The sequence below is a fragment of the Cruoricaptor ignavus genome (assembly GCF_900141665.1).
Classification (GTDB): domain Bacteria; phylum Bacteroidota; class Bacteroidia; order Flavobacteriales; family Weeksellaceae; genus Cruoricaptor; species Cruoricaptor ignavus.
This window is the reverse complement of sequence record NZ_FQYI01000002.1, coordinates 207,697-222,601: the sequence shown is the minus strand read 5'-3', so window position 1 is coordinate 222,601 and position 14,905 is coordinate 207,697. Positions and strand designations below refer to the sequence as shown.

17 protein-coding genes are annotated in these 14,905 nt (G+C 46.8%); 11 read left to right on the top strand and 6 right to left on the bottom strand.

Features of this window, described 5'->3' with window-relative positions:
- Positions 1 to 6: 6 nt before the first annotated feature.
- From BUB43_RS03460 to BUB43_RS03430, 6 genes are all read left to right on the top strand, one after another.
- Entirely contained in the window at positions 7 to 1,233 is a 1,227-nt protein-coding gene (locus BUB43_RS03460; protein WP_073178361.1) for a TCR/Tet family MFS transporter, read from the top strand.
- Between the two features lie 391 nt (positions 1,234 to 1,624).
- A complete protein-coding gene (locus tag BUB43_RS03450; protein WP_073178357.1) occupies positions 1,625 to 1,969 on the top strand; it encodes a Sec-independent protein translocase subunit TatA/TatB in 345 nt (114 codons plus the stop codon).
- 4 nt (positions 1,970 to 1,973) lie between these two features.
- Positions 1,974 to 2,537 carry a phosphatase PAP2 family protein gene (locus BUB43_RS03445; protein WP_073178355.1) on the top strand — a complete coding sequence of 188 codons (564 nt, stop codon included), beginning with the start codon at positions 1,974 to 1,976 and terminating at the stop codon, positions 2,535 to 2,537.
- 17 nt (positions 2,538 to 2,554) lie between these two features.
- The gene (locus BUB43_RS03440) at positions 2,555 to 3,127 is read left to right on the top strand and encodes an NlpC/P60 family protein (RefSeq protein WP_260200457.1); all 573 of its coding nucleotides are present in this window, start codon (positions 2,555 to 2,557) and stop codon (positions 3,125 to 3,127) included.
- Between the two features lie 34 nt (positions 3,128 to 3,161).
- The gene (locus tag BUB43_RS03435; protein ID WP_073178353.1) at positions 3,162 to 3,974 is read left to right on the top strand and encodes a 2,3,4,5-tetrahydropyridine-2,6-dicarboxylate N-succinyltransferase; all 813 of its coding nucleotides are present in this window, start codon (positions 3,162 to 3,164) and stop codon (positions 3,972 to 3,974) included.
- Between the two features lie 63 nt (positions 3,975 to 4,037).
- Positions 4,038 to 5,135 (top strand): glycosyltransferase family 4 protein, encoded by a 1,098-nt coding sequence (locus BUB43_RS03430; protein ID WP_073178351.1) that lies wholly within the window; start codon positions 4,038 to 4,040, stop codon positions 5,133 to 5,135.
- Positions 5,136 to 5,185: 50 nt separating this feature from the next.
- Here BUB43_RS03430 and rplT read toward each other — a convergent pair whose 3' ends face one another.
- The 6 genes from rplT to BUB43_RS03400 form a co-directional block, all read right to left on the bottom strand.
- Positions 5,186 to 5,530, bottom strand: a complete 345-nt coding sequence (gene rplT / locus BUB43_RS03425) for a 50S ribosomal protein L20 (RefSeq protein ID WP_073178350.1) — start codon at positions 5,528 to 5,530, stop codon at positions 5,186 to 5,188.
- A 112-nt stretch (positions 5,531 to 5,642) separates the two neighbouring features.
- A complete protein-coding gene (gene rpmI, locus BUB43_RS03420; RefSeq protein WP_073178605.1) occupies positions 5,643 to 5,840 on the bottom strand; it encodes a 50S ribosomal protein L35 in 198 nt (65 codons plus the stop codon).
- Between the two features lie 130 nt (positions 5,841 to 5,970).
- On the bottom strand, positions 5,971 to 6,501 hold the full coding sequence (gene infC / locus BUB43_RS03415; protein ID WP_073178348.1) for a translation initiation factor IF-3: 531 nt from the start codon (positions 6,499 to 6,501) through the stop codon (positions 5,971 to 5,973).
- Between the two features lie 54 nt (positions 6,502 to 6,555).
- Positions 6,556 to 8,493: a threonine--tRNA ligase gene (gene thrS / locus BUB43_RS03410; RefSeq protein ID WP_073178346.1), complete on the bottom strand. Its 1,938-nt coding sequence runs from the start codon at positions 8,491 to 8,493 to the stop codon at positions 6,556 to 6,558.
- A 77-nt stretch (positions 8,494 to 8,570) separates the two neighbouring features.
- On the bottom strand, positions 8,571 to 8,978 hold the full coding sequence (locus tag BUB43_RS03405; protein WP_073178345.1) for a BlaI/MecI/CopY family transcriptional regulator: 408 nt from the start codon (positions 8,976 to 8,978) through the stop codon (positions 8,571 to 8,573).
- Positions 8,979 to 8,981: 3 nt separating this feature from the next.
- Positions 8,982 to 9,548: a phosphatase PAP2 family protein gene (locus BUB43_RS03400; protein ID WP_260200455.1), complete on the bottom strand. Its 567-nt coding sequence runs from the start codon at positions 9,546 to 9,548 to the stop codon at positions 8,982 to 8,984.
- Positions 9,549 to 9,689: 141 nt separating this feature from the next.
- Here BUB43_RS03400 and pdhA point away from each other — a divergent pair, with 141 nt between their 5' ends.
- From pdhA to BUB43_RS03375, 5 genes are all read left to right on the top strand, one after another.
- Positions 9,690 to 10,694, top strand: coding sequence for a pyruvate dehydrogenase (acetyl-transferring) E1 component subunit alpha (gene pdhA, locus BUB43_RS03395; protein WP_073178342.1), 1,005 nt, complete (start codon positions 9,690 to 9,692; stop codon positions 10,692 to 10,694).
- 137 nt (positions 10,695 to 10,831) lie between these two features.
- The gene (locus tag BUB43_RS03390; protein WP_073178340.1) at positions 10,832 to 12,553 is read left to right on the top strand and encodes a 2-oxo acid dehydrogenase subunit E2; all 1,722 of its coding nucleotides are present in this window, start codon (positions 10,832 to 10,834) and stop codon (positions 12,551 to 12,553) included.
- A 105-nt stretch (positions 12,554 to 12,658) separates the two neighbouring features.
- A complete protein-coding gene (locus BUB43_RS03385) occupies positions 12,659 to 13,324 on the top strand; it encodes an ABC transporter ATP-binding protein (protein WP_073178604.1) in 666 nt (221 codons plus the stop codon).
- 7 nt (positions 13,325 to 13,331) lie between these two features.
- Positions 13,332 to 14,009 (top strand): RadC family protein, encoded by a 678-nt coding sequence (gene radC, locus BUB43_RS03380; RefSeq protein WP_073178338.1) that lies wholly within the window; start codon positions 13,332 to 13,334, stop codon positions 14,007 to 14,009.
- The gene (locus BUB43_RS03375; RefSeq protein ID WP_073178336.1) at positions 14,006 to 14,875 is read left to right on the top strand and encodes a hypothetical protein; all 870 of its coding nucleotides are present in this window, start codon (positions 14,006 to 14,008) and stop codon (positions 14,873 to 14,875) included. The genes radC and BUB43_RS03375 overlap by 4 nt, the downstream gene beginning before the upstream one ends.
- Positions 14,876 to 14,905 lie beyond the last annotated feature (30 nt).

Genomic DNA, 14,905 nt, shown 5'->3' with positions numbered 1-14,905 from the left:
TGCCGGATGAAAAAGGAACGAAAAGCCGGCGCACTCACCTTTATTTTCATCACGCTGCTTTTGGACATCATAGGTTTTGGCATCATCATTCCGGTAATGCCACAACTAATTTCCGAGCTGATAAACGGCGATGTGGTGGATGCCGCGAAATACGGCGGCTGGCTCAGTATGTCTTACGCCGTGATGCAGTTTCTTTTCGCATCGCTTCTCGGTGGTTTGAGCGACCGCTACGGCAGAAGGCCTGTGCTGCTTTTCTCGATGCTTGGCTTTGCCGGCAATCTTCTCATTCAGGGTTTCGCGCCGAATATCACCTGGCTTTTTCTTGGCAGGATGCTCAGCGGTGCTACAGGTGCCAGCATTACCACGGCAAGTGCCTACATTGCCGATGTTTCCACGGATGAGGACCGCGCAAAAAATTTCGGGTTAATCGGTGCGGCCTTTGGCATCGGCTTTGTCATCGGGCCGCTTCTTGGCGGCGTGCTCGGCGGCTTTGGCACCAGGGTTCCGTTTTTCGTGGCTGCCGTGCTCTGCATCCTGAATGTGATTTACGGTTTCTATGCATTGCCCGAATCTCTGAAGCCGGAAAACCGCCGGCCGTTCGATTGGAAAAGGGCAAATCCTGTAGGCTCACTGCTGCAGCTAAGGCAGTACCCAAAAATTCACGGCCTAGTAGCAGCAATGGTTTTGGTAAATATCGGGCTTCATGCCACACAAACCAACTGGACTTTTTTCACGATGTATAAATTTGGTTGGGATGAAAGGATGATTGGCATTTCTCTCGGTGTAGTGGGTCTCATCGCAGCATTTGTACAGGGCTTTCTCATCCGATTTATTGAACCAAAAATCGGTGCTGAGCGAAGCATCGTTTACGGTTTAATTCTCAGTTCTTTGGCAATGCTGCTTTACGCCTTTGCTGGAAAAGAGTGGATGTTTTTCGCCATAATGCTAATTGGTGGGCTTGGTGGAATTGCCGGGCCTGCGCTGCAATCTGTAGTCACATCTCAGGTTCCACGGGATGCTCAGGGTGAATTGCAGGGTGCGCTCACAAGCCTTTCCAGTTTGACGGCTGTCGTCGGTCCACCTTTGATGACCAATACATTTTACTATTTCACGCACGATCGTGCGCCGTTCATCTTTCCCGGTGCAGCGTTTTTCCTGGGCTTCATCCTGATTTTCATTTCCGCAATCCTGGCCTACCTGAATTTTCGGAAAGATGGCAGGGCTACGCCGTGAAGATAAAGAATTGGGAAGTTGAAAATTCAGCAAGCAGCAATATCAGAAATGTGCGCCAAAGAATAAAAAGCGGGCTTGCACAGGCTGAAAACATATACCTCTATTTGCAGGATGACAAATTTCTAAATTATGCAGAAAGGCAACTGCAGAGCGCAAATAAATATCATATTAAAATAAAGAAAACCAACCCGTGAGGATTGGTTGCAGGCACGCAAGCCAGTTCTTTATATTCTCTTGCAAATATACAAACAATTTTTAAACCACAAATAAAACAGTCTTAAATCTCATATCTAATATCTCAAGTCTAATCTAATATCTCAAGTCTAACTTCTAAAACCTATCCAAAATGTCTTTAGAACAGACTTTGCTTCTTCTTTTGTAATTTTGCAGTATGGAACTTAGTATCGGTGAATTGCTGATGGTTGCGCTGGTTATCGTGGTGCTTTTCGGGCCGGATAAATTGCCGTCCATTGCCCGAGATTTAGGGCAGGGCGTGCGCAAAATGCGTGGTGCGATGGAGGATATCAAAACCGAGATTCTGAAAGAAACTGATAATCCAGTTTCGGAAATCAAGCGGGAAATTCAGCAGGTGAAAAAAGCGGCGGAAGAAAACCTGAACCCGCTGAACGATTTCTACAATAATGATCCTTTGGCGGAAAATTCCAGTGCAACACCTGAAAAACCCGCTGCAAAACCTGTGGATGATGAGAATTTTTCCGGGCCGGTAAGCCGGTAATTTTATGGAAGAAATTATCCGAACCGACAGAGAATTTTTTCTCTACCTGAACAATCTTGGCAGCACGCCGTTCGATTCCTTCTGGCTGATGGTTTCAGAAAAATGGGTTTGGGTGCCGCTTTATGTCATCTTCCTTTACCTTCTCGTGAAAAATTTCGGCTGGCGGAATGTCGCTTTTTTCCTGATATTCATCACACTTGGCGTTACCATTTCAGATCAATTGGCTGGATTGTATAAGATTGGTATTCAGAGACTTAGGCCTTGCCACGATTTAGAATTGCAGAAAATTATGCGCAGCTTGAAATGCGGTGGGCAGTTCGGTTTCTACAGCAGCCACGCTTCCAATTCCTTTTTCATCGCCAATTATATGGCGGTGCTTCTCAGGAAAAAATACCGCTTTTTCCCGTTCCTGCTATTCCTCTGGGCAGCTATGGTTTCATACAGCAGAATTTATATCGGCGTACATTTCCCTCTGGATTTGCTTATGGGTGCAGCCGCAGGCTTTTTGCTCGGCGGATTTTTTGCCACGCTTTCAAGCATCGTAGTGCAGAAGAGAATTTCGGTTTAAAATAAAATCTTATTTTTATGCCGATGAAAATCCGCAACTTCCTCCTCATACTCAGCTTCGCTGCCTTCCTTGCTTCCTGTGCCTCGCAGAAAAATGCGCACAATCAGAAAAACTGGAAGCCTGTGGAGCGCACCGTTCCCACGAAAACTGTAGAGCGCACCGCCGATTTACGCAATCTGGATTCTAAATTCAGTGGAAAAAATTCTGCGGCGATTGAGAAAATTTTACGCGATGCGGAAAAATATCTTGGTGCACCGTACAAATTTGGTGGTAATGATTCCAAGGGATTCGATTGTTCCGGCTACACGGTGAAAGTTTTTGAGGAAAATGAATACAGATTGCCGCGGCGTTCCGCTGATCAGGCTGAAACAGGGAATAGGATTGATATTGCGAAGGTTCGCCCCGGTGATTTGCTTTTCTTTGCCACCAGCTCTTCCGGGCAAGTTTCACATGTGGGCATCGTGCACGATATTGGCAGTGATGGCGAAGTGAAATTCATCCACGCTTCCACATCGAAAGGCGTTATCATTTCTTCATTGAATGAAAAATATTGGAATAAAGCCTTCCTACATGCACAAAGAATTTTTTAGATTTTAGAATTTTTCAACGGAATTTTTGTAGAAAATGAATTTACAGCAAACTATTGAAAATATTTGGGAAAACCGTGAACTTCTTCAAAATGAAGACTGCCAGAAAGCCATCCGTGATGTAATTGCAAAATTGGATTCCGGTGAACTTCGCGTGGCAGAGCCTACGGAAAATGGCTGGCAAGTGAATGAGTGGGTGAAGAAGGCAGTGGTGATGTACTTCCCGATTCAGAAGATGGAAACCGTAGAGGTAGGCCCGTTTGAATTTCACGACAAAATGCCGCTCAAGAAAAATTACGCGGAAAAAGGCGTTCGCGTTGTTCCGCACGCTGTGGCAAGGGAGGGTGCGTATATTGCAAGCGGCGTGATAATGATGCCGAGCTATGTGAACATCGGGGCTTTCGTGGATTCCGGAACGATGGTGGATACTTGGGCTACAGTGGGAAGCTGCGCGCAAATCGGGAAGAATGTGCATTTGAGCGGCGGCGTTGGAATTGGCGGCGTTCTGGAACCGCTTCAGGCAGCACCTGTCATCATCGAAGACGATTGCTTCATCGGCTCAAGATGCATCGTGGTAGAAGGCGTTCTGGTGGAAAGGGAAGCGGTGCTCGGTGCAAATGTTGTGCTTACGGCTTCAACAAAAATCATCGATGTAACAGGCGAAAAACTCGTGGAGCTGAGAGGCAGGGTGCCGGCAAGATCGGTGGTGATTCCCGGAAGCTACACGAAGAAATTCCCTGCCGGAGAATTTCAGGTGCCTTGCGCTCTGATCATCGGCAAAAGGAAGGAATCTACCGACAAGAAAACCTCCCTGAACGATGCGCTTCGCGAAAATAATGTGGCAGTTTGATGGAATAGCCGCACCAATGCAAAGCCACCAGCTCTTTCAAGACATCATCAAAACGGACGACTAATGAAAATCGCCTTTGATGCCAAGCGCTTTTTCAGCAACTCATCAGGTTTGGGAAATTATTCCAGGGATTTGGTGCGGATTTTAGCCGAGTATTATGCTGAAAATCAATACTTTCTCCTGGACAAAAAGCTGACTGAAAAAGGTGCGGAAATTCTCCAGCGGGAGAATGTGCATTACCAAAAAACTTCCGGCGGAATTTTTTCGCGCCAACTGAAAATGGGAAAGAATGCGCAGAAAATGGATGCGGAAATTTTCCACGGACTTTCGGGAGAGCTGCCTTTGAAATGGACGAGTAAACCGGTTAAAAAAATCGTCACCATTCACGATTTGATTTTTTTGAGGTATCCCAGATATTATTCGTGGTTGGATAGGAAGATTCATCTCTGGAAGTTCAAAAAAGCGGCGCAAAATGCAGATTTAATCATCGCAATTTCCGAACAGACAAAGCGGGATATCGTTGATTTCCTTAAGGTTTCGGAAGAAAAAATTCGGGTGGTTTATCAGGGCTGCCATCCTGCTTTCAAGGAGAATTTCTCGGAAGAATATCTCGAAGAAATCAGGGCGAAATACGCCTTGCCAACGAGATTTATCCTGAATGTCGGCACGATTGAAGAGCGCAAAAATCTACTGAAAATTCTGAAGGCGGTGGAAGGTTTGGAAATTCCTGTGGTAGCCATCGGAAAAAAGAAGAAGAAATATTTCGCCCGGATTGAAAATTTTTTGCGGACAAGTAAAACGGAAATTCACTTTCCGAAAAATGTTCCGATGCAGGAATTGGCGGCGGTTTACAGGCTTGCAGACATTTTCGTTTATCCCTCAGAATTTGAAGGCTTCGGCATACCGGTAATTGAAGCCCTATTTTCCAAAACGCCGGTGATTACCGGCAATGTCAGCTCGCTTCCTGAAGCCGGCGGTCCTGATTCACTTTTTGTAAATCCCAATTCTGTAGAAGATTTACGCTCCAAAATTCTCTTTCTCTGGAACAACGAAGCAGAACGGAAACGCCGCGCAGAAAAGGGTTTTGAGTATGTGCAAAAATTTCAGGATGAAAAAATTGCAGTGAGTTTGATGGCTGCGTATCACTCAGTAACTGAATAAAAATCCCTGACTTCTGCCAGGGATTTCTCAATACTGATAACGGTTTAAAATTATTTTACTTTGTCCACCACCGCTTTGAACGCATCAGGATGGTTCATTGCAAGGTCGGCAAGCACTTTTCTGTTCAGTTCGATGTTGTTCTTTTTCAGAAGGCCCATAAATTGGGAGTAGGAAAGCCCGTGCTCACGGCAGCCAGCGTTGATACGCATAATCCACAGTGCGCGGAAGTTTCTCTTCTTTTCCTTTCTGCCACGGTAGGAATACAGCATCGCCTTTTCCACCGCGTTTTTCGCTACAGTCCAAACATTCTTCCTTCTTCCGAAGTAGCCTTTGGCCTGCTTCATCACTTTTTTTCTGCGGGCTCTGCTGGCCACCGCATTTACTGATCTTGGCATAGTTAATTCTGTTTTTTTTGAATGCAGCGCTGCTTATTTCATCAGACTTCCGGTGCTGAATTCAGGGTTAAAATTTTGAATTTCAAATTCTTATAAACCGCTCGATTTATAATTACTTCAGCGCAAGCTGCTTCAGCACGCTTTTCTCATCCGATGTATGCACATAGGAAGTCTGCGTCAGGTTGCGCTTTTGCTTCGTTTCCTTTTTTGTCAGGATGTGGCTTTTGTAAGCGTTTTTCCTTTTAATCTTGCCGGTTCCGGTAAGTGCAAAACGCTTCTTAGCCCCTGATTTAGTTTTCAATTTTGGCATTGTTCTGCTGTTTTTCGTTATCAGTGAATTGAGTTTGCAAAAATAAGAATTTTCTTCAAAACCGAAAAATACTTTAAACAAATAAAGAGCCTTCAAAATTGAAAGCTCTTCAAAATTTTATTCGTGAAAATTACTTAGCTGGTTTCTTCGGGCTCATCATCATAATCATCCGCTTGCCTTCCAGCTTTGGCAGCTGATCCACTTTGCCAACATGCTCTAAATCTTGAGCCAGCTTCAGCAGAAGTATTTCGCCCTGATCTTTAAATACGATGGAGCGCCCCTTGAAGAATACATAAGTCTTCAGTTTTGAGCCTTCTTCAAGGAATTTCTCGGCGTGCTTCTTTTTGAATTCGTAATCGTGCTCGTCAGTTTGCGGCCCGAAACGAATTTCCTTCACCACCACCTTTACCTGCTTGGCTTTCAGCTCCTTCTGCTTTTTCTTCTGCTCGTAAAGGAATTTCTTGTAATCCAGAATGCGCGCAATGTAGGGTTCCTGCTTGTCAGAAATCACCACCAGGTCAAGTTCCTGTGCCTTGGCAATTTCCTGCGCTTTCGCCAATGGATAAACGCCATTTTCCACATTGTCGCCAACCAGACGAACTTCCTTCGCCTTGATTTTCTCATTGATCTGATGAAGATCTTCCTGTACAGGGCGGCGCATTGGTCCGCGTCCTTTGTTAAATCTCTGTGCTATTGTATTAAAATTTTAAATTTATCAGCTCCCAAATTCCGCATTGAATTCCGCGGCATTTTTAAAATATGCGATAAAGTCGTCCAGCGGCATCGTTCCCAAATCCCCTTCACCACGCCTTCTCACGGAAACTGTGCCACCGTTTTCTTCATTTTCACCCACTATCAGCATAAACGGATATTTCGCCAGTTCAGCATCGCGGATCTTCTTGCCGGTCTTTTCGTTGCGCTCGTCAATCAGGCCGCTAATATCGTGATTTTCCAATAATTGTGAAACTTTTTTTGCATAGTCCACATATTTTTCGGAAATCGGCAGCAGGATGTATTGGTCCGGTGCCAGCCAAAGCGGAAAATCACCGGCGGTGTTTTCTAATAGAATGGCGATGAACCTTTCCATCGAGCCGAACGGTGCCCGGTGAATCATCACAGGCCTGTGCTTTTCGCCATCGCTTCCTATGTAGCTCAGGTCAAATCTTTCAGGCAAATTGTAATCCACCTGTATTGTGCCGAGCTGCCACTTTCTGCCCAAGGCATCCTTCACCATAAAATCTAGCTTCGGCCCGTAGAATGCCGCTTCACCATATTCCACCACGGTTTTCAGGCCTTTGTTTTTCGCAGCCGTAATAATCGCATTTTCAGCCTTTTCCCAATTTTCATCGGTGCCAATGTACTTCTCGCGGTTTTCCGGATCACGAAGCGAAACCTGCGTCACGAAATCTTCAAAACCAAGATTGCGGAATACATACAGCACCAAATCAATGACGCCTTCAAACTCCGACAAAAGCTGATCCGGTGTGCAGAAAAGGTGCGCATCATCCTGCGTAAAGCAGCGCACCCTCGTCAAGCCGTGCAGTTCGCCGCTCTGTTCGTAGCGGTAAACGGTTCCAAATTCCGCGAAGCGCTTCGGCAAATCGCGGTAAGACCATTGCCCAACCTTGTAAATTTCGCAGTGATGTGGGCAGTTCATCGGCTTCAGGAAATATTCTTCGCCTTCGTTCGGCGTTTTGATCGGTTGAAAACTGTCGGCACCATATTTTTCGTAATGGCCGGAAGTTTTGTAAAGCTCGATGTTCCCAATATGTGGCGTCATCACGAATTCGTAGCCCGCTTTTTTTTGCGCTTCCGAAAGGAAGTTTTCCAATTTTTTGCGAAGTGCCGCACCTTTCGGCAACCAAAGCGGAAGACCCTGCCCAACTTTTTCCGAAAAAGCAAAAATGCCAAGTTCTTTACCCAGTTTGCGGTGATCCCTGCGTTTTGCTTCTTCCAGTTTTTCAAGATATTCGGTGAGTTCCTTTTGCTTTGGGAAGGAAATTCCGTAAACCCTTGTCAGCTGCGGATTTTTCTCGTCGCCGCGCCAATATGCGCCCGCAGCATTGAGGATTTTCACGGCTTTCACGATGCCAGTGGAAGGAATGTGACCGCCACGGCAAAGATCCGTGAAGTTATCGTGGGTGCAGAAGGTAATATCGCCGTCGTTCAGGTTTTCGATGAGCTCCGTTTTGAAAGGGTTGCCCTCATATTCCTTCAGCGCATCGGCTTTGGAAACAGGGTAAAGCTTGAAATGAGAATCCTTCTTGGCGTTTTCCAGCATCTTTTTTTCGATTTTCTCGAAATCTTTCTCGCTGAGCGTTTCATCGCCAAAATCCACATCGTAATAAAAACCATTCTCAATTGCCGGACCGATGGTGAGCTTTGCATCCGGATAAAATTCCAGAATGGCCTGCGCCAGAAGGTGTGCCGAGGAATGCCAGAAAGCCTTCTTGCCCAGATCATCATTCCAGGTCAGCAGCTGCACCGTGGCATCTTCCGTAATCGGCGTTGCGGTTTCCACCTGTTTGCCATTTACGATTGCAGAAATCGTGTTCCGCGCAAGACCGTCGCTGATTGATTTTGCGACATCCAGCGCAGAAATGCCCGCTTCAAATTCACGGGTGCTGCCGTCCGGAAGAGTGATTTTTATCATAAAAAAACCGTTATTTGTTTGCAAAAATAAAACTTTGTGGCATTATCTGCTAAGAAAATTTTTTAAAGTACCCCAACTTACTTCTTCGATTTCTTTTTCTTCTTGGTTTTGGATTTTTTTCCGGAGGTAAGTTCCTCCAGAAAATCTGATACGGCGCTGTTTTCCGTTTTTGCCAGCGGCCTTTGGTGCTGGCTGTAGCTCATCTGGATCAGGTCGAAATCTCCTCCAAAATAATTTTTTATCAGATGATCCAGCAGCTCGTTTGCGTAAATTTCGCGTGGTTTTGCCGTGGTGTATCTCATCAGCCTGCCTTCCTTTTCAGCGTGAAGGAAGCCTTTTTTCGTTAGGATTTTCAGGTAGGTGGAGACGGTATTCTGGTGGAGTTTGGGCTCAGGCAGTGCCGCCATCGCATCCTTCAGGTAGAATTCGCCTAGTTCCCAGAATAGCAGCATCAGATGTTCTTCGGCAGGGGTAAGCTTCTCCATCCTTTAGTAATTGGCATTTATATTTACAAAAAGGTACATAGCGGATACCGCCAGCCCGATTGCCGCGCCGGAGAAAACCTCTGCAGGCGTATGCCTTTTCAGGATGACCCGAGATACGGCAACGAACAAGGAAATCATAAGCCAGGCTAAGCCTGCCTGCCAGAATTCTGCAAAAAACATTGCTGCCACAAAAATATTAAACGCCGTATGCATCGAGCTTTTTATGAAATAATTGCTGATGTGCATCGCCACAAGGAGGATCATTAAAAAAAAGAATTGTATATCCGGACTTTGCCCGGAAAAATTTAAATAAAGCTGGTAAACCAGCAGCATGGCTTCCGTGAAAAAATAAAGGCTCACGCGTTGCCTGCGGTTAGACACATCCATATTAGAATACCTTCCGCGGCGCACATTCCACAAAATCCAGAATACGCAGGGCAGCAACACGATCAGCAGCACGGGCAGCAATCGCTGGGCTTCTTGGCCCGGGTAATATTTTACGGTGTGGTAAATATAAAAAAGCAGAACGGCAAGGAGCGGATTGAAAACATTGGAGATAATGCCCGCCAACCTGTGGAGTAAACTTTGATGCATCAAATCTATTTAAACAAAAATAGGAAAAAAATCATAAAAAATACTGTGTCTTTTCGAAGCACGCAGGCCTTGAACTCGCAAATATTTTGCTAAATTTGCTCAGTAAATAGCTAAGAGATGAAAGAATTTTCTAAAGAAGTCTATATGGACTGGTATCAGCAAATGACGATGTGGCGCAGGTTTGAAGACAAATGCCGCTCGCTCTATCTGAAGCAGAAAATCCGCGGCTTTCTACACCTCTATAATGGGCAGGAAGCCATCCCAGCAGGCTTCGTGCACGCTATGGATATGTCCAAAGACAGTATGATAACGGCGTACCGCTGCCACATCCATCCGATGGCGATGGGCGTAGATCCGCGCAGAATAATGGCGGAGCTTTGCGGAAAGGCTACGGGAACTTCCGGTGGTATGGGTGGCTCTATGCACATTTTCTCGCGGGAGCACCGTTTCTTCGGCGGCCACGGAATTGTGGGAGGGCAGATTCCGCTGGGTGCAGGGATTGCCTTTGCCGATAAATATTTTGACAGGGGTGCGGTGAACATTACCTTCTTTGGTGATGGCGCTGCAAGGCAGGGCTCATTGCACGAGACTTTCAATATGGCGATGAACTGGAAACTTCCGGTGGTTTTCGTGGTGGAAAATAATCAGTATGCGATGGGAACTTCCGTGAAGCGCACCGCAAACCACGAGGATGTTTACAAACTTGGCCTTGGCTACGAAATGCCTTGTATGCCTGTGGATGCGATGGATCCGGAGAAAGTGGCGGAGGTTGCCTACGAAGCGATTGAGCGGGCAAGACGAGGCGACGGCCCGACTTTCATCGAGGCGAGAACTTACCGCTACAGAGGGCACTCAATGTCTGACGCGGAGCCGTACAGAACGAAGGAGGAAGTGGAGCTGAACAAGCAGCACGACCCGATTCTTTTGGTGAAGCACCGCATCTTGGAAAACGGGTGGGCAACCGAAGAAGAGCTGGAAGCGATGGACAGCAAGTCGAAAGAGCAGGTGGAGGAGTGCGTGGATTTTATGGAAAATTCGCCTTTCCCAGACAAAGAGAAAATCTACGATTATGTGTACGCCCAAGAGGATTATCCGTTTTTGGATAAATATGAGAATGGGTAGGAATTGAGAACCTAGATGCAAGATTTAAGACATAAGATTCAAGAGCATTGAACTTTAAATCTTAAAATTTGAACTTTAATCTCAACCTTAACCTTAACCTCAATCTTAAAAATTTTTAAACCTTTGAACCAATTATAATGGCTGAAATTATTACAATGCCACGACTTTCCGACACGATGACGGACGGAAAAGTTGCCAAATGGCATAAAAATGTCGGAGATAAAGTGAGCGAAGGCGACCTGATTGCCGAGATAGAAACCGATAAGGCTGTGCAGGATTTCGAATCAGAATTCGATGGTGTGCTTCTTCACCAGGGCGTGCAGGAGGGCGGTTCTGCGCCTGTGGATGCCATCCTTGCCGTGATAGGCGAGCAGGGCGAGGATATCTCCGGGATTCTCGATGGAAATTCCGGTGCAAACCCCGGCGGCAATACGGAAGAAAATCTGGATGAAGGTGCAGCCCCGGAGCCGGAGAAAAGCATTGACCTAAAAAATGAGGGCGTGCGGGAGGATTTTAAAACCGGTGCTGATACGCCGGTGGAAAATTCCGAGCCGGTAGAATCCGATGAAGCACAGACAGGGGAAGTGCCTGATAATGTGGAGGTTATCAATATGCCGAGGCTTTCTGACACGATGACTGAAGGGAAGGTGGCAAAGTGGCATAAAAATGTGGGAGATAAAGTGAAGGAGGGCGATTTGCTCGCGGAAATCGAAACCGATAAAGCCGTTCAGGATTTTGAATCGGAGTTTGATGGCGTGTTGCTACATCAGGGCGTGGCAGAGGGTGAGCAAACCGCGGTGGATAACATTCTGGCGATAATCGGGCCGGAAGGTACGGATGTTTCTGCGCTGCTTTCCGGCGGAAAACCTGCAGCGAAAACTGAGGCTAAAAATCAGCCTGAGGAAAAATCTGAGGAGAAAGAAGATGAGCCGGCTTCCACTGAGAAAGATTCTCCAACATCTAACGATAGAATTGCGGTTTCCCCTCTCGCAAGGAAAATGGCCGAAGATAAGGGCATCGACCTCCAAGAGCTGAAAGGCAGCGGAGAAAATGGAAGAATTGTAAAGAAAGATATTGAGAATTACGAACCGTCTCAGCGACAGGCTCAGGCTGCAGCATCTAAACCTGAACAGAAAGCGGCTAAACCTGCAACACCAACATTTACAGGAATCGCTCAGGCGGATGATACGGAAACTCCAAACTCTCAGGTACGGAATGTAATCGCGAAACGCCTTTCTGAAAGCAAATTTACTGCGCCGCACTACTACCTCGTGGTTGAAATTAATATGGATAAAGCGAAGTCGCTGCGTGAGGAAATCAACGCTCTGCCGGATACCAAGGTTTCTTACAACGATATGGTAATTAAGGCTACTGCCCTGGCGCTGCGCAAGCATCCTCAGGTGAATTCTTCCTGGGCGGGTGATAAAATTGTTCACCACGGCAACATTCATGTGGGCGTGGCGGTAGCAATACCCGACGGCCTGGTGGTGCCGGTGCTGAAGAACACAGACTATATGAGCTTTTCACAAATCTCGGCAGGCGTGAAAGATATGGCGAAGCGTGCCAAGGAAAAAGGCCTGAAAGCCAACGAGATGGAGGGCTCAACATTCAGTGTATCAAACCTCGGGATGTACGGTATCGAGTTTTTCACATCCATTATTAACCAGCCGAATTCCGCGATCCTCTCAGTGGGAGCCATTGTAGAAAAGCCTATCGTGAAAGAAGGAAAAGTAAAAGTTGGTAATATGATGACTGTTTCTATGGCGTGCGACCACCGGGTGGTGGATGGAGCTACGGGAGCGGAATTCCTGCAAACACTGAAAACTTATCTGGAAAATCCTATGACTATGCTGGTTTAAGGTCTCCAAGCTTGAAGTGTAAAATTTATGTAACTTAAAATGCCGCAGATTATCTGCGGTTTTTTTTCATTAGCAGTTTCGAAAATTCCCCGTATTTTCGCAGCTATGATCCGAGCGAAAAATATTCATAAAAGCTATGGCGATGTGGAGGTACTGAAGGGTGTGGACATCCATATCCGAGAGGCGGAGGTGGTCTCCATCGTTGGCGAATCGGGCGCTGGGAAATCCACGCTGCTACAAATTCTTGGTACGCTAGATCTGCCCACTGATCCTGCGAAGTACGGCACGGAAATCACCCTCGCGGGAATGCCTTTTCTCGGGATGAAGGATGCGGAACTTTCTGCCTTCCGGAACCGGAATATTGGATTCGTTTTTCAGTTCCACCAGCTTCTGCCGGAGTTCACCGCCCTCGAAAATGTGCTGCTACCTTCTAAAATAGCGGGAGTGCCGGAGAAGCAGGTGATCGATAAGGCTATTCACCTCTTCGAAGATCTCAACATCGCTCACAGGCTGCACCACAAGCCTACACAAATGTCCGGCGGAGAGGCTCAGCGTGCGGCAGTGGCGCGTGCGCTGATCAATTCCCCCAAAATCATCTATGCCGATGAGCCTACGGGCAACCTGGATTCTAAAAATGCCGATGACCTCCACCAGCTTTTTTTTGATTTGAGGGATAAGTATCAGCAGACTTTCGTGATCGTGACCCACAACCCGAAGCTCGCAGAAATCACCGACAGGAAACTGGTGATGAAGGATGGGCTGATAATCTGATGTCGAAATGCTTATAAAACAATTAGCTGAGGACGACAGGCCGCGCGAGAAATTCCTGATGAAGGGGAGGGCTGCGCTCTCCGATGCGGAGCTGCTCGCCATCATCCTGAAAATTGGGCACCGCGAAGCATCTGCAGTAGAGCTGGCGCGGAGAATCCTGAAAACTGTGGACGGCAGCTGGCACGAACTCTCCAAAATGTCTGTGAAGGATTTAACCAAATTCAAAGGCATCGGCGAAGTAAAAGCCATAGAAATCCTTACCGCATTGGAAATTGGGCGCCGCCGGGCATCGCAGGAAATCCCGGATAAACCGGTAATCACAGGGAGCAGGATGGCTTATGAAATCTTCAAGCCACACCTGGCAGATTTGCAAAGGGAAGAGTTCTGGGCAGTTTTTCTTAATCAAAGAAACCGCGTACTGCACATTGAATGCCTTACGCGGGGGGGCATCGTAGCTTCTGTGGTGGATGTGCGCGTGCTTTTTAGGATGGCGCTGGAGCACTATGCCACGGGGATAATAGTGGCACACAACCACCCCACGGGCGTGCTGGCGCCAAGTACGCAGGATGTAGAGATCACAAGGCAGATAAAGGCGGCGGGAAGTACGCTACAGATCCAGCTGCTGGATCACCTGATAATAGGGCAGGGCGGCTTTTACAGCTTCGCAGAAGAAGGAGCGTTATGATAAGGTATCTGCGGCACAGCGATATAGATTTTGATGCTTACCGAAGGAGTTTGAATTCTTCAGACAATTACCGTATTTATGCGGAGCCCTGGTATCTGGATGCCGTGACGGGCGGCTGCTGGGACTGCCTTGCGGATGAGGGCTACAGCAGAATTATGCCGCTGCCGTATGCGAGGAAGTTGGGTGTAAAGATCATCGTACAGCCATTGTTCTGCCAGCAGCTGGGGGTATTTGGTATCGGGAAAGACTCGGTTTCGGTTAATGATTTTTACAAAAAAATAAAGCATCTGCCTCTGCGTTCGTATGCTTTCAATGAAGAAAATATGGCTGGTAATGGCAAGTTTATCACACGGAAAAATTTTGTATTAAGCCTAAACGAGAGCTATGAAGCTCTGCGGATAAATTTTAACAAAAACAGAAAGCGCGACATCAGCCGCATCGGGAGGTTAAAAACGCAAGTCAGTACAGACTTCGTCGTCCAAGATTTTGTAAATGCCGTGCAGCAGGAATATCCTGATTTGCCCTATTATCGCAGCCCGGTATTCATCAGGCTTCTGGAGGAAATTAAAAACCGCGGGCTTTACGACTTCCGTGGATTGATCTCCGATGGTAAAGAAATTGCCTCGGTTCTTTTCCTAGTTTCCGGCAGGCGGCGCATTCTTCTAATGTCGATAAAAAGTACCTTCGATGCTTACCGCGGTGCAGCGGCATTCCTCATAAGTCGCTACATTCAGGAAAATGCCCAACAGGATTTACTGCTGGATTTCGAGGGTTCGATGATCCCCGGTATTGCCCGGTTTTACGGAAGTTTCGGCGCTTCGCCAAAAAATTATCCTGTCCTCAGCCGGCCATATTTGTTTTTCTAAAATTCTCCATCCATTTTCTTATTTTTGTGC

Bases quoted from the DNA above. Each gene is read 5' to 3' on its own strand.
- BUB43_RS03405 (WP_073178345.1), bottom strand. From the start codon at position 8,978: ATGGAGAAGCTTACCCCTGCCGAAGAACATCTGATGCTGCTATTCTGG.
- BUB43_RS03375 (WP_073178336.1), top strand. From the start codon at position 14,006: ATGATAAGGTATCTGCGGCACAGCGATATAGATTTTGATGCTTACCGA.
- rplT (WP_073178350.1), bottom strand. From the start codon at position 5,530: ATGCCAAGATCAGTAAATGCGGTGGCCAGCAGAGCCCGCAGAAAAAAA.
- BUB43_RS03435 (WP_073178353.1), top strand. From the start codon at position 3,162: ATGAATTTACAGCAAACTATTGAAAATATTTGGGAAAACCGTGAACTT.
- BUB43_RS03445 (WP_073178355.1), top strand. From the start codon at position 1,974: ATGGAAGAAATTATCCGAACCGACAGAGAATTTTTTCTCTACCTGAAC.
- rpmI (WP_073178605.1), bottom strand. From the start codon at position 5,840: ATGCCAAAATTGAAAACTAAATCAGGGGCTAAGAAGCGTTTTGCACTT.
- BUB43_RS03385 (WP_073178604.1), top strand. From the start codon at position 12,659: ATGATCCGAGCGAAAAATATTCATAAAAGCTATGGCGATGTGGAGGTA.
- infC (WP_073178348.1), bottom strand. From the start codon at position 6,501: ATGCGCCGCCCTGTACAGGAAGATCTTCATCAGATCAATGAGAAAATC.
- BUB43_RS03390 (WP_073178340.1), top strand. From the start codon at position 10,832: ATGGCTGAAATTATTACAATGCCACGACTTTCCGACACGATGACGGAC.
- thrS (WP_073178346.1), bottom strand. From the start codon at position 8,493: ATGATAAAAATCACTCTTCCGGACGGCAGCACCCGTGAATTTGAAGCG.
- BUB43_RS03430 (WP_073178351.1), top strand. From the start codon at position 4,038: ATGAAAATCGCCTTTGATGCCAAGCGCTTTTTCAGCAACTCATCAGGT.
- BUB43_RS03460 (WP_073178361.1), top strand. From the start codon at position 7: ATGAAAAAGGAACGAAAAGCCGGCGCACTCACCTTTATTTTCATCACG.
- radC (WP_073178338.1), top strand. From the start codon at position 13,332: ATGCTTATAAAACAATTAGCTGAGGACGACAGGCCGCGCGAGAAATTC.
- BUB43_RS03440 (WP_260200457.1), top strand. From the start codon at position 2,555: ATGCCGATGAAAATCCGCAACTTCCTCCTCATACTCAGCTTCGCTGCC.
- pdhA (WP_073178342.1), top strand. From the start codon at position 9,690: ATGAAAGAATTTTCTAAAGAAGTCTATATGGACTGGTATCAGCAAATG.
- BUB43_RS03450 (WP_073178357.1), top strand. From the start codon at position 1,625: ATGGAACTTAGTATCGGTGAATTGCTGATGGTTGCGCTGGTTATCGTG.